Here is a 13,665-nt window from a genome sequence, read left to right as displayed (position 1 = left end):
TTAACATTTAACAAGATTAAATGGAGTGAACAGAAAAAGCAGCGGCACATTTGCCGCTGCTTTAAACTTATATATTATTAAGCTGCGCTTTTTATAACAGCCTGCTTCTCCACCCAAGTTCTCATGCGTGTAAAAATAAGCATGAAAACAAATGAAATGATTAAACCTTTTATAATATTGAATGGCAAAATCCCTGTCACAATCATAGTTCTCATTTCAGGTGCTGACATTGCAGGGAAGTTAAGGAAGAAAGTATATGCCGGCAGTATTACAAGGTAATTAAGCACACTCATTATGACAGCCATAACCATTGTGCCGATAACAAGTCCAAACGTCATGCCCTTTTTTGTTTTCAGCTTGCTGTACATATAGTAAGTCGGCAGGACGAACAAAATGCCTGCGGCAAAGTTTGCAATATGCCCAACAGGTACTCCTGTTGCACTCCCTGTCATGAAGTAGTCAAGAATATTCTTAATAAGTTCCACCAAAATCCCTGCTGCCGGCCCAAAAATTAACGCAGCGATTAATGCAGGAATATCACTGAAGTCAATCATCAGAAATTGCGGAAACGGCGGGATTGGAAAATTGAGAAGCATTAATACGTAAGAGATGCTGCTCAGCATTCCGATGGCAACCATGGTTTTGATATTAAGTTTTTTCATGTTCCTCTCTCCTTTTAAGGACTATCTCTCCTAAAGAAGAAAGGTTCAGCTAAGCAAATGTCTTCGCAATAAATAACCCTCAAGCTAATATAACTTGAGGGAGAGTTGCAAAGGCACGCTTAATAACGTTCAAAACCTGCATTTTTTGAACGTCTGCAGAACCTCCATCTTCTCCCATCCAGACTGTACTGTCGGCTTTGGAATCGCACCAAATCCTGCCCAAATTAACCGCAAAGGTTTCTCTTCAAAAACTCTGCTTTCAGGCTCGCGGGCTTAGAGTCAAGAATGACCCATCACCGCCGGTCGGGAATTTCACCCTGCCCCGAAGATAGACCGTATTTATTTATACAAATTAATTATACTGAAAAAAGTTATTCTGTGAAGGGATATGTTTACCTGACAGATATAGAGAATCTCTCTAACCGAGAGCCTTACAGATTTTTATCGATATAACAAAAAAAGACGGCAATATGCCATCCTTTATATTATCCAAGCGGAAATTCCTTTCTTTCTCCTTTTGAGAATGTCATGATGGACTGATACCCCACTTCTCTTGCAAGATCAATTGCTTTTTCAAAATCTGCACCTACATGTTCAGGAAAGTGTGCATCAGACGAAAGAACAATCGGGATATTTTTATCATAGCATTTCTGAAGAAGCCGTTTGTCCGGGTATAGTTCCCCCACTGGTTTTCGCAGACCAGCCGTGCTGATTTCAACACATGTCTTGGATTCTGCCAGCGCATTGGCTGCACGATCATATTGCTCCAGCAGGAATTCTTCGTCCTGGGGAACATATTTAAAAATTTTCACGAGGTCTAAATGGCCAACAATATCAAATAAATTTGACTGAGCCAGAGTGACCACCTGATCAAAGTACTTACGATATACATCATATAAATCCCTTTTATCCCATTCTTTCCTAAATTCAGCCAGGTCTATGCCGAAATCTCCAACCCAATGAATGGATCCAATAACATAGTCAAAAGAATAACTATTGATAAACTTCGCCATTTCACGGTGTTTGCCTGGCGTGTAGTCCATTTCAATTGACATCTTCACATCTATGTCATTGCTCCACGCTTCATGAAAAACATTCACATAGTCTTTCATATCATAAAAGCGCCTTTCGTTTACCCATGAATTCTGCAGGATGTCTGCTGTCTGATAGAAATGATATGCATGCTCTGAGATTCCAAAAGATTCAATCCCTTTCCGGGCTGCAGCATCTGTGAATTTTCTTAAATAATCCAGGCTCAACGTGCCATTTTCGAGATGATTATGATAGTCTGTAAGCATTTCTCAAACTCCCCCAGTTTTTTTACCCATTATACTTTAAGGGAGTAAAGCGGTGCAATCATTTCTATTCTATTTTTTGCGAATGATTAGAATTTGTCCAATTTTTATAGTATCTGAATCGGCATTATTTAATTCTTTGATTGTTTCTGCCGTTGTATCATGCATTTTTGCTATAGAAGATAGAGTATCTCCCTGTTTAACAGTGTATTCTAAAGATTTCACGGGTTTTATCAATAGTTTTTGACCTGAAAAAATGTGATCAGGATTAATATTATTTAAATCCGCAATTTCCCCGGCCCGCAAATTATAGTGTGCAGCAATAGACCATAATGTTTCCCCTGTTTTAACTATATGGTAAGTTTCCTCGAAACCATTTTTTATTTTCCCTGACTCAAAATTAGATGGCCGTGCTGAAACTTCACGCGCATTTTCAACTTTCATCACTGCATTTACAGCTTGTCCAACTTCTCCCATCCCAAATGCAACAGAAGGGTCAACTGCATTTATTTTATCAGCTGTCCATGCCTGCGTATGTATTTCAAAATGGAGATGCACCCCTGAGGAGTCACCCGTGCTTCCCATCAGTCCGATTTTCTGTCCCAGCCCAACACTTTCTCCTTCAGCAGAAAAGCGTTTATCCAGATGGGCGTATACTGTTTCAGTTTGATTGTTATGTTTAATGAATATCACATTTCCATATGTTTGGGAATAATAAGACCTGGACACAATTCCTGCGTCAACAGCATAAACTGGAGACCCGGAATCTCCAGCTATATCAATGCCTTTATGCTGTCCTTCTCTTGTCCCAAACGTGTCTGTAATTACACCATCTGCAGGCCATACCCAATGCTCTGTCAGTTCCGGAATTTTTGGCTCGGCAGCTTTAGAATGCTTCCCTCCCAGAAATAACAGACTCACACAAAGAGCCATTATTCCTGCGATAAAGAAACGTCTTATGTAATCCTTCATTCTTTTCCTCCTATGTTGTCAGCTGAAATATCCGTACGAGTGCCTTTCAGTGACCGCACTCTCTTTCACCCTATGACAGCTTGTACTCTTTTAGAACAATTAATAATAAAGCTCTTAAAAGCACAGTTATTAGTATACTTCCAGCAGCATAGTTTTTATGCAGACCTGAGGGATTTTTATCCCTGAAAAAGAAAAGGCAGCCACATGGGCCGCCTCTCTAATTTGGCAAATCTCGTTTATTCGCTGCTATTGGTACTTTTAATTCTTCTGTAAGGTCAAACTTGCCTATTTTATCAACATCTGCATTTTCCAATTTAACCGTGTCAAAATCAAAGTCTTTTGCCGTCAGAAGTATTGCTTCAATCGCATGAAGTGTTGATTCATCATCAATTATTTCTGATTCATTATTAAAACGGATTAAGAGTTTGCCATCCTGTATTTCTTCTGTTTCAAAATCAATGTCTTCTGGTATGGATGCCTGTAAATTATTTTCAGTCCGGTTTTGCTTCATAGCTGTTAGAGCATCTTTTATAGAGTTGAGCTGCTCTCTTAGCGGGACCAGGAATGGTGTTGAATCTGCGCCATTTGGATATAAGAAATAATAAATTAAGTTACCATTGCTATTTTCCGGGATAAATTCCTCTCTATATCCGTAATGGCTAAATTCAATGCCGATTTCCCCTTCAGTCATGAGGTTAATCTTTTCAATATCAAGATTATTCATTATATTGGACAAGACCTTCTCTAAAAGTAATTCTGTCGTGGAAGACATACTATATGGATGATCCGCTGGCACATCAACAGTTAACATTTTATTTCCCTGATCATAGGTGAAATTTGCTTTCAGAGGATAGTAATCCTCTAAACCCCATTCATCTTCGGTCAGCCTGCCCATTGTGTCTTCAAATAATTCAAATTTCGTCCTGGCAGGATTTTCATCAACTAAAACACTGACGGGTACAATATTTTGTGCCGCCTGATCTGGAATCGCATAAGTCAGTACCTCTTTCCCTGCCAAATCTTCTTCATAAACGGCAGTAGGGCTAGATTCTGATGCAACCGTCTTCTGGCTTATCTCCTCATCATTTACTTCCGCTTCCGCTTCCGGCTCAGTGGACAGCTCTGCCTGGTCCTGTTCTTCTGAGCCTTTCTCTTGAGCAATTAATTCAGAGTCTTCCTCTTTTGCTTCCAGAAAAGTGTTATTTTCACTTGTTATTTGTTCAGATGAGGTTGATTGGTCCGCTTTCGATTCGACCTGCTTATCGGCAGACTCCTGCCAGCTCATAAGGTTTGGGACGAGAATAAAAAGCAGGAGCAATGCAGCAGCCGCTGCGATAGATGGCAGGATCCATGTTTTGTTTTTTGCTTTCCCATCTTAATTTCGATGGCTTGATAAATGTCTCTCGGATCACGATCATCTTTAATTTTAGGCAACTGACTCAGCAATTCCTGAAGCTGCTCATCGCTCCACTTTGATTCCTTCATTATCCATTCCCTCCTTTACCTTAAAATCTTCCATATGTTTCTTAAGCACCTTTAAGGCACGATGCTGGGTTGTTTTAACCTTGCTTTCGGACCAGCCAAGTGCATCAGCTGTTTCATTAATGCTGAGTTCATGTATATATCTCATAATTATGACAAGCCTCTGGTCAATGGTGCATAAATCCAGACAGCGGTAGATCAGCTGAATTTCTTCTCTTTGCAGGGCAATTTCTTCCGGCAAGGGAAGTTCATCCTTTACCTCCTGAGTTGACCAGTCAAATTTCTCCATAATCCTTTGCTTCCAGCCCTTTTGCTTGCGAAAGGAATCTATGGCAACATTCCGCGCAATGGAAAAGAGCCATGTTTTTTCGCTGCTTTTCCCTTCAAACTTTTCATATGATTTTAATACTCTTATATAGACTTCCTGGACTAAATCCTCAGCCAGTTCCTTGTTTTTGACCATATAAAATAGAAATTGAAAAACGTCATGATGGTATTTTTTATAAAGATCATCAAAAACGGAGTCCATGGATTCCCCTCCCCGTTCAATAAAATAGTCGTTCTCTCTCTAAAAAAAGTTACAGTTTAACTATATTATTATTTTGCAGAAAAGCGCAAGAGCCTGTTTGGGTGCAGGATTACTCCCTTGCCTTCAAAAACGCCCGGCCTGTTGATTAGAACTATATTTCAAAAAAAGGGAAGGAAACTTTATGCATCTCCTTCCCTAAGCCTATGACAAATTGTTTCCCGTGTATCAAGAACAATCGCCACATTTCTCGCCTTTATCCTTCATTTCGAGGGATAAAGATTGAAAATGTCGTACCGTGTCCGGTCTTGCTTTGAACGGTAATATGTCCTTTATGAGCTTCAATTATATTTTTTGCAATTGCAAGGCCAAGGCCAGTTCCAGATCGGCCTCTCGTTCTTGCTTTGTCCGCTTTATAAAAGCGTTCAAATACAAACGGCAGGTCTTCTTCAGGAATCCCTGAGCCAGAATCTCTCACTTCGATAAACAGTCCCCGTTCATCACTTCTCTCGAGCACTTTTACCTCTCCATTCTGAGGGGTATGCCGGATGGCATTATCAATCAGATTAGTCATAACCTGTTCAATTCTGTCCGGATCAATTTGAATAGGGACACCCTTGCTTTGCAGATCATGTTCCAGACTAATTTCCTTCTCTTTTGCCAGCCCCTGGAACTTCCTGATAATTCTTTGCAGATAGGAATTCACTTCAGTTTCTTCCATTGTCAGCTGAATATGTCCGGCTTCCATTCTGGCAAGGTCCAGCAATTCATTCACAAGCCGGCCCATTCTCAGGGATTCATCATAAATGACACTTGCCATCTCTTTTTTCTCTTCGTCCGTTCCGGCAATATCATCGACAATCGCTTCACTATATCCCTGCATCATAGAAATCGGCGTCCTTAATTCATGAGAAACATTCGCTATAAAATCGTTCCGGAGCTTATCAAGCTTACGCTCTTCCGTCATGTCCCTGATAACCGCAACCGCTCCTCTTATATATTTATTATTATAAAGAGGGCTTACGATTATCACCCAGGAACGTCCTTGTATAGAGATTTCTCCGATCTGCTCCTTCTCGGTATTAACAGCAAGCTGGAAAAGCTCCATGACTTTGGATGGCACTTCCTCTGTATTATTCTCAATGTCATCCAGTTCATAAAACCAGCTTTGCAAAAACCGCTCTGCAGGAGGATTTGTGATGAGGATCGTGCCATCCCGGTTGAAGGTGATTACCCCATCAGCCATCCCGCTTAGAATGCTTGCCAGCTGTTCTTTTTCCTGGCTTAGAGCATTCATATTGAATTTCAGCTGTCTGCCCATTTGATTAAAAGCCATGGCTAATTCGCCAACCTCATCATTAGTCAGGATCGGAACCTTTGTGTCGAATTTACCTCTTGCTACCTCAAAGGCAGCTTCTTTCATTTTTCTGAGCGGAGCATTAATTCTTGTCGATAAGAAAAATGCAAAGATGGTTGTTAGGATAATGGCAACTCCTGCAGCCAGCAAAATAAATTTAGTCGTTGAACGCAGTGTTTCATGCATGACTTCAATGGATTGATAGATAAAGACGGCCCCATTGCTGCTGTCCCCTTCAAGAGGGACCCCAATTATAAGAATCTTGCTGTCATCATCTGCGGCTACATCTGTGTACTCAGGATTAACGGATGTTACTTTTTTTACAGTCTTATCTTCCGTGAGGACTTCTTTTAAATCATCTTCCTCGGTGAGGTAGGAGATAGGGAGTTTTAATGAACCTGTATGATTTGGAGAATAGTAGTACTCTTTCGGCGAGTTAATAATGACTACTTTTGTAACATCGTCGACAAGTTCCCAGGAGATCTCCAAACCGACTTCACGATTATGCTCTTTTAAAATTCTGGTTATTTTATGGGCTGTATTTGATAATCCTTTCTCTGTTTCATTTATATGGTAATTTTCAAAAAACTCAAGCAGCATGACTGTTAAAATTAGCAGTACAAAGGAAACTAACAAAAGAATTGTGCCCCAAAGCTTACCTGCAACACTCCTAAAGAGCATCATTCATTAATAACCTCGAACTTGTAGCCCACTCCCCAAACAGTGACAATCATTCTGGCAGCCTGCTCAGAAACTTTATTTAATTTTTCACGCAAGCGCTTCACATGTGTATCGACAGTTCTTAAATCTCCGAAAAATTCATAGTGCCAAACTTCCTTAAGCAGCTGCTCCCTGTCAAAAACCTTATCCGGTGCCTTTGCCAGGAAATAGAGAAGTTCATATTCCTTTGGCGTTAAACTGACTTCTTTTCCATCAGCCAACACTTTGTGAGCATCATTATCAATCGTTAGATGAGGAAAAACAATTACATCCTTTGCTGTTGTTTCTGTTTGAAGGTAGGTAGTTTTAGAAGACCTGCGCAATAATGCCTTCACTCGCAGCACAACTTCCCTCGGGCTGAAAGGCTTTACAATATAATCATCTGTGCCCACTTCAAATCCCTGTACGCGGTTAACTTCTTCCCCTTTGGCTGTCAGCATGATCACAGGAGTAGCTTTTTTCTCTCTCAGCTCTCTGCAGACTTCAATGCCGTCTTTGCCGGGCATCATTAAATCCAAAAGGATGACATCGTAATCATTTGCGAGAGCTTTTGACAAAGCCTGGTTTCCATTTTCCGCTTCATCAATCGAATAATTTTCACGCTCAAGGTACATCTTTAATAAACGGCGGATTCTTTCTTCATCATCCACTAGTAGAATTTTCACTTGGTTTTCCATTTTTCAAATCCCCCTAACGTTCAATAGAAATGGCTCTTCTCAAAAATCTATTTTAGCTAAAGAATTCTGCCCGTGGATTTCCGCTGCAGGCACTTAGCGACACACGGGGCTGCCTGGATTCTCCGACGCTTAGCGTCTGCGGGGTCTCCCTGGTACGCTACTCCCGTAGGACGTTGAATGAGCTTCCTCGAAAGAACACCGCACGAAGAAAATGCGGATGCATATTCGAGGATCTCTCACCTTCCGCTCCAATCAAATCGCGGTGACACATAGTAAATATAGAGCAGAAAATCACAGAAGAATTATAGCTTTAATTAAAGCCTTCACTGTTGTGAAGTGAAGGCTTGTATGATTAATATCAGAATTATTATCTTTGATTTTTGAGAACTGTCTAACTCCAGCGCCTACCCCCTCGAGGTCACAAGCTTGTCTTGTTTCGGCTCCCAGGGACTCGGGGTCATAAGGCGTTTCCTTTCAGAAGGAAGAACGCCTTCTAACAGGAACCGTCTTATGCCTGAGGCCCGCAGGATGCGGGTCATGCAGACGTTGCCACAGGACGTGGCGATCTTAGTCTGCGTACGTTGATAGGGCAGTCGCCTCCACATTTCGAGTAATCCTCCCAAAAAGGCAAAGGACGCCTTTCCGGGAGGCCCGTCTTGTGCTTGTCGGGGGTGAGCAAGGCGGCTTCCGCTTTTCTTGTTATGATCCGGCGTAGGAGTGCAATCCTGCAATGACCAGGTTTACCGCAACCAGGTTAAACATGATAATGATAAATCCGATTACTGCAAGCCACGCAGACTTTTCACCATGCCAGCCCTTTGAAAGGCGAAGGTGAAGATAGGCAGCATAAAATAGGAAGGTAATAAGTGCCCATACTTCCTTTGGATCCCATCCCCAGAAACGAGTCCAGGCAATTTGTGCCCATATCATGGCAAATATCAACGCTCCGAGCGTAAATACCGGAAATCCGATTAATACTGAACGGTAGCCGATCTCATCAACCAAATCCAGATTAATATTTTTAGCAAGCGGCTGAAGCGCAGCTCCAACTCTTTTTCGGAGAATCAATCTTAATGCAAGATATAAAATGATACCTGAAGCCAATGACCATATAACTGTATTTAATTTTTTTGCATTAATAATTGCAGGCATTTCCGCCAGCGGTTCAAATTTCCCTTCCGTAATCAGCTTTCCTTCGTTAGGACCTGTTAAAGCGGGCATATGATACTCAAGAACATCTTCCTGTCCGTTTTTATCAACCCAGTTAAATTCGGCCTTGTAGCCGGAAGCTGAAAAGCTTGAGCTTATAATAATAAAGCCAAGTGTACAAACCAAGCCAAACATAACGGCTTCTAGCCAGAATCTCTGTTTGCTTTGCTTAGATTGATCGACTGATTTAACCAAATAGATAATTCCTGCAGCAAAGCTGACAGCTAAAATAGCCTGTCCAACTGCTGCAGTTGTAACGTGAATATGAAGCCAATCACTCTGCAGAGCCGGGATCAGGGGTGAAACTTCCCGCGGAAACATACTTGCATAAGCGATCATAAGCAAAGCAACAGGAAGCGTAAAGACTCCTAAAATAGGTGTTTTATAAATTAAGTAAATCACTATAAAAGCACCTACAAGCGACATTCCAAAGAATGTTGTAAATTCAAATAAATTGCTGACAGGCGCATGCCCGGCTGCAATCCATCTCGTAATAAAGTAGCCCAACTGTGCAGCAAACCCGATAATGGTAATCCATAATCCGATTGCCGCCCATTTGTTTGGCCCTTTGTTTGTATTTTTCTTATCCTTTATGGAGCCAGCAAAAAAGACAGTAGCAATTAAATAGAGGATAAAAGCTGTGTATAGTAAATTGCTGCTTATTGTAACCACTCAGATTCCTCCTTAGCCTTTCTTTTCACTTTGATTTTGCAGCTGGTCTTCCGGCACCTTAATTCCGGTTCCGTCCAATGCTGCCTCTATTTCCCTTTTAAGTCCATGCCAGTTTTTGTTAGTGTGTCCGGCTACCCATACTTCTCCATTGACACGGCGCAGCCAGATTCTTCGATGGTTCCAATAAGACCCCTGTGCAACACCTATCATGAAAATAACACCGCCCAATGCAATAATCCATAGGGTTAAATCTTTTCGGACAGTCAGAGCCGATACATTTTTAGTATCTATGCCTTTAAATGCCATCTTATATTCATTATCACCAAAAGGTTCAATTGTCTGTCTGATTGCAACGAAGCTAATTTCGCCATCTGGCTTATCCGGAGTAAACATTTTAAAAACAAAGGCAGGATTATTAGGAACTCTGGACTTTGTTATCGGTTCCCCATTTTCATCAAATTCAAAATCAGGAAAATAGCTGACAACTTCAGCTTTATAGCCATTTCCAAGATCATATACATCCTGAGGATCGTTCAGGTCGACTGTTAAATCACCATATTCTTCACCCGTTTTTTTATTGGTCAGGGCAAAGGACATTTTGTTAAGCTCATTAAGCTTGTAATCTACTTGGTATAATGCAAATTTTTCAAACTTCAGAGGGTTATTTACCTTAATTTCAAAATCCTTAACTTTCTCGAGATCAGCCTCTTCCCCTGCAACTGTATCTCCCTGTTTTTTATAAAGAGTCACATTGGACTGATAATTTTTTGCTACCATTCCTGCTTTATCGATCGCTTCTTCAAACACTTCTTTATCTTTCTCTTTATCGTACATTTCAAGGATGAAGCCATCATTTTTAAGGTAGTATTCTCCATTGGTTTCAGGAATGACCTTTGTCTCGCCTTCCCGGATCCAGAGTATTTTGTCAACGTACATGCCTGGTACAAAACGCAGCATTCCGCCGATTAAAAATATGATAAGCCCTACATGGTTAACGTATGGGCCCCATCTTGAAAAACGTCCCTTCTCGGCAAGGATGTTTCCATCCTCTTCTCTGATGCTGTATTTCTTTGATTTTAATTTTTCTTTTGCCATAGTAAATGCCTGATCAGTGTCTTCTGCCTGTGAAACCCCAAAAACCCGCTGGCGCTGGAGATAGCTTTCATGACGGCTTACCCTCTGTTTTTTAGAGCCCTGTACAAAGGGATTACCCTATCCAGACTGCATATTACAAGCGATATGCCGATTGAGGCAATCAAAATCAAATACCACCATGAGCTGTAAAGGTTATGGAATCCTAAATCATAGTATAATTTGCCTATCCATCCATATTGATCTTCGTAATATTCTTCAGCAGGCATGATCGGCGGAATATACATTTCCTGAGGGAGAATCGTTCCTAGGGCTGAAGCAATCAGCGTTATGACAATCAGCCAGACTCCAACCTTTACAGACGAGAAGAAATTCCATATTTTATCAATTATGGTTTTGTTATAGGTTTGCGAACGGCGTGCACTACCTTCATACCGCATATCCAGAAGTTTCTTATCTTTTTCTTTTTCTTCCAATACCTTGCCGCATGACTCACATAGTATCGTTCCTATGGGATTTACATGGCCGCAGTCGCATTTTACTTCTTTCATATATAAAACTCCCCGTAACTTATGGTTTAATCTGTTCCATATAGTTCTTGATTGTATCTTCAGTCAACTCTCCTGTAATATACTTGACTACCTTCCCGTCTTTATCGATAAGGAAAGTTGCAGGAAGAGGATTAATCCCGTAAGCTGATTGAACCTGGGTATTCTTATCAATGACAATCGGGAAAGATAAATCGTAACGCTCAGAAAATTTATTAACTGCCAAATCTGTTTCTCCTACATTGACAGCCAAAACCTGAACACCCTCATCTTTAAATTGCTTGTATTGGTTGTTCATATATGGCATTTCTTTCTCACAGGGCTTGCACCATGTTCCCCAAAAGTTCAGGAAAACACCCTGGCCTTCATAATCTGATAACCGGTGTTTATTTCCATCCATGTCTGTCAAAACGAAATCAGGTGCCTTTTCTCCTACAGCAACCTTTTGAATCTTGTCTTTCGTAAAATTAGCGTATAGCGTATATGCCACGGCAGCACCAAGGACAAGCAATATGACTGTTCTCATTACCAGACGCTGCTTCTTCATAAAAAACTTCCCTCCTAAGGCATCCTTTTCAGATCAAAAATCGTACCTTTAATACGTTAATATGTAACATATGGAAAAAGAATTTAGCCTCATAGCTGTTTACTATTATAGCATTTTTCATCATACCTATATTGTTAACAAATTATCGTAACTGTGACACTTCTATGAATTTTTATTGTGCTCACTATTTCTTCTTCATAGCAAGTGCCCGCAGCTGTTTAACTTCATGGGCAGTAAGTTCTCTCGCATCTCCCGCTGATAAACCCTGCAAAGTAAGATAGCCGTATCTCTCCCTCTTCAGTTTCAGAACAGGATGGCCAATGGCTTCAAACATCCTTCTAACCTGGCGATTTCGTCCTTCATGGATGCTGATTTCCACAATGGCTGTCTGTTTTTTCTTATCCATTGATAAAAGTTTGGTTTTAGCAGGCGCTGTTTTTCCATCTTCGAGGACCACTCCTCTTTGAAGGCTTCTCATGCTTTCTTTTGAAGGGATGCCTTTTATCTTGGCAACGTAGACTTTTTCAATCTCATTGCTTGGGTGCATTAAAAGATTTGCAAATTCCCCGTCATTGGTAAGAATGAGAATTCCGGATGTATCGTAATCCAATCTGCCAACAGGGTAAATTCTTTGTTTGATTCCTTCAAAGAAATCCGTGACGACTTTTCTGCCTTTATCATCGGAAACGGCAGAAATTACTCCTCTTGGCTTATAGAGAAGGAAATAAACGGGCTCCTCTCTCTCAACTGGAATTCCATCCACTTCAATCCGATCTGAAGGAGAGACCTTAACTCCCAGTTCCTTCACTGTTTTTCCATTAACCTTTACACGGCCTTCAGCCATTAGCTCTTCCGCTTTTCTTCGCGAAGCAAACCCAGCATGGGCAATAACCTTCTGCAATCTTTCCATATATGTCACCTCAAAGTTTTATTAACAGTATTTCATACTTTTTCACTCCTACTGAATTATGACATAATTCGTCAAGTTTTCAAAGCAAACCATAGTTAAAACAGCTTGCATCAGAAATAGTCTGTAATTACTGAATGTTGGAATTTAGATAAAAATAAAAAAAGACACCTAATTAGGTATCTTTTAATTAATAGGATGTTTTGTTTTTAAACTGATATCCGCTGATTTCCGCTGCGGCTAGTGAATCCGCAGAGAGGAACGATAGCCTCCTCACGCCGGACATTGGATTTTCTTCTGTGAATTTACACCGCACGAAGAAAATACGAATGCATTTTCGAGGATCAAGTGCTCTCCAGTCCAATCAGCCCGATGGTTAAACTTCGTTTGCAGTTAAATAGCAACAACCTGACTCATCGTTAAGACCCTATATTAAACGCCTTTTATTTTCCATTCTGTTTTACATATTTCCAAAAACAAGTGTTACAATCACTATGGAGGCAATGATGCCTGCCAAATCGGCTAAGAGTCCGACTTTGAGGGCATCTCCTATTTTTTGATTCCTACCGCCCCAAAGTAGACCGTCAGTACATAAAAAGTTGTATCTGTACTGCCCTGAAGCACTGAGGCAAGTCTGCCTATGAACGAGTCGGGACCATGGACAGCGATTAAATCACTGGTCATTCCCAGAGCTGCAGTACCAGAGATCGGACGGATAATAGCCAGGGGCACGATATCAGGAGGTACTCCAAGGGCATCTAGTCCGGGCCTGATCAGATCCATAAAATACTCCAGAGCGCCGGAAGCCCTGAAGACCGATATGGCTACAAGCATGCCGACAAGAAACGGAATGATGGATACAGCAATTTTTATGCCTTCTTTTCCGCCTTCAGTAAAGCTTTCATAGGTAGGAACTTTCTTAAATGTTCCATATATTAATATAAATCCTATTAAAATAGGAATTAACCAAAGGGAAACAGCTGACACAATCTCCATCCT

The 13,665-nt window shown here is 40.9% G+C and carries 11 protein-coding genes, 2 pseudogenes and 1 riboswitch; all 13 genes and pseudogenes read right to left on the bottom strand.

The features are described from left to right. Positions 1 to 77 precede the first annotated feature (77 nt). Positions 78 to 662: an ECF transporter S component gene (locus M5V91_RS01300; protein ID WP_009332794.1), complete on the bottom strand. Its 585-nt coding sequence runs from the start codon at positions 660 to 662 to the stop codon at positions 78 to 80. A gap of 162 nt (positions 663 to 824) precedes the next feature. Beyond that, a riboswitch (FMN riboswitch) is annotated at positions 825 to 996 on the bottom strand. Between the two features lie 151 nt (positions 997 to 1,147). Continuing rightward, a complete protein-coding gene (locus M5V91_RS01295) occupies positions 1,148 to 1,960 on the bottom strand; it encodes a histidinol-phosphatase (RefSeq protein ID WP_071157041.1) in 813 nt (270 codons plus the stop codon). A gap of 69 nt (positions 1,961 to 2,029) precedes the next feature. Next, entirely contained in the window at positions 2,030 to 2,929 is a 900-nt protein-coding gene (locus M5V91_RS01290; protein ID WP_251175101.1) for a LysM peptidoglycan-binding domain-containing protein, read from the bottom strand. Positions 2,930 to 3,146: 217 nt separating this feature from the next. Then, a complete protein-coding gene (locus M5V91_RS01285) occupies positions 3,147 to 4,247 on the bottom strand; it encodes an RsiX family anti-sigma factor (protein ID WP_284521667.1) in 1,101 nt (366 codons plus the stop codon). Beyond that, positions 4,211 to 4,414: a hypothetical protein gene (locus tag M5V91_RS01280; RefSeq protein ID WP_284521666.1), complete on the bottom strand. Its 204-nt coding sequence runs from the start codon at positions 4,412 to 4,414 to the stop codon at positions 4,211 to 4,213. Before M5V91_RS01280 ends, M5V91_RS01285 begins: the two co-directional genes overlap by 37 nt. Beyond that, on the bottom strand, positions 4,389 to 4,940 hold the full coding sequence (gene sigX, locus M5V91_RS01275) for an RNA polymerase sigma factor SigX (RefSeq protein ID WP_019380361.1): 552 nt from the start codon (positions 4,938 to 4,940) through the stop codon (positions 4,389 to 4,391). Before sigX ends, M5V91_RS01280 begins: the two co-directional genes overlap by 26 nt. A 253-nt stretch (positions 4,941 to 5,193) precedes the next feature. After that, positions 5,194 to 6,978 carry an ATP-binding protein gene (locus tag M5V91_RS01270; RefSeq protein WP_251175099.1) on the bottom strand — a complete coding sequence of 595 codons (1,785 nt, stop codon included), beginning with the start codon at positions 6,976 to 6,978 and terminating at the stop codon, positions 5,194 to 5,196. Continuing rightward, the gene (locus M5V91_RS01265; protein WP_019380359.1) at positions 6,975 to 7,691 is read right to left on the bottom strand and encodes a response regulator transcription factor; all 717 of its coding nucleotides are present in this window, start codon (positions 7,689 to 7,691) and stop codon (positions 6,975 to 6,977) included. The genes M5V91_RS01270 and M5V91_RS01265 overlap by 4 nt, the downstream gene beginning before the upstream one ends. A 699-nt stretch (positions 7,692 to 8,390) precedes the next feature. Then, the gene (ccsB, locus tag M5V91_RS01260) at positions 8,391 to 9,572 is read right to left on the bottom strand and encodes a c-type cytochrome biogenesis protein CcsB (protein WP_009332802.1); all 1,182 of its coding nucleotides are present in this window, start codon (positions 9,570 to 9,572) and stop codon (positions 8,391 to 8,393) included. A gap of 12 nt (positions 9,573 to 9,584) precedes the next feature. Then, positions 9,585 to 11,215: pseudogene (gene resB, locus M5V91_RS01255) on the bottom strand (cytochrome c biogenesis protein ResB). 19 nt (positions 11,216 to 11,234) lie between these two features. Beyond that, positions 11,235 to 11,759 (bottom strand): thiol-disulfide oxidoreductase ResA, encoded by a 525-nt coding sequence (resA, locus tag M5V91_RS01250; protein WP_019380357.1) that lies wholly within the window; start codon positions 11,757 to 11,759, stop codon positions 11,235 to 11,237. 184 nt (positions 11,760 to 11,943) lie between these two features. Next, positions 11,944 to 12,669: a 23S rRNA pseudouridine(2605) synthase RluB gene (gene rluB / locus M5V91_RS01245; RefSeq protein WP_019380356.1), complete on the bottom strand. Its 726-nt coding sequence runs from the start codon at positions 12,667 to 12,669 to the stop codon at positions 11,944 to 11,946. A 457-nt stretch (positions 12,670 to 13,126) separates the two neighbouring features. Continuing rightward, positions 13,127 to 13,662: pseudogene (locus M5V91_RS01240) on the bottom strand (spore maturation protein). Positions 13,663 to 13,665: the final 3 nt, after the last annotated feature.

The sequence above is a fragment of the Cytobacillus pseudoceanisediminis genome (assembly GCF_023516215.1).
GTDB lineage: Bacteria > Bacillota > Bacilli > Bacillales > Cytobacillaceae > Cytobacillus > Cytobacillus pseudoceanisediminis.
The sequence above is the reverse complement of the archived record's forward strand: the minus strand, read 5'-3'. Positions and strand labels throughout refer to the sequence as shown.

Coding starts and splice junctions, on each gene's coding strand:
- M5V91_RS01300 (WP_009332794.1), bottom strand. CDS start 662: ATGAAAAAACTTAATATCAAAACCATGGTTGCCATCGGAATGCTGAGC.
- M5V91_RS01295 (WP_071157041.1), bottom strand. CDS start 1,960: ATGCTTACAGACTATCATAATCATCTCGAAAATGGCACGTTGAGCCTG.
- M5V91_RS01290 (WP_251175101.1), bottom strand. CDS start 2,929: ATGAAGGATTACATAAGACGTTTCTTTATCGCAGGAATAATGGCTCTT.
- M5V91_RS01280 (WP_284521666.1), bottom strand. CDS start 4,414: ATGAAGGAATCAAAGTGGAGCGATGAGCAGCTTCAGGAATTGCTGAGT.
- sigX (WP_019380361.1), bottom strand. CDS start 4,940: ATGGACTCCGTTTTTGATGATCTTTATAAAAAATACCATCATGACGTT.
- M5V91_RS01270 (WP_251175099.1), bottom strand. CDS start 6,978: ATGATGCTCTTTAGGAGTGTTGCAGGTAAGCTTTGGGGCACAATTCTT.
- M5V91_RS01265 (WP_019380359.1), bottom strand. CDS start 7,691: ATGGAAAACCAAGTGAAAATTCTACTAGTGGATGATGAAGAAAGAATC.
- resA (WP_019380357.1), bottom strand. CDS start 11,759: ATGAAGAAGCAGCGTCTGGTAATGAGAACAGTCATATTGCTTGTCCTT.
- rluB (WP_019380356.1), bottom strand. CDS start 12,669: ATGGAAAGATTGCAGAAGGTTATTGCCCATGCTGGGTTTGCTTCGCGA.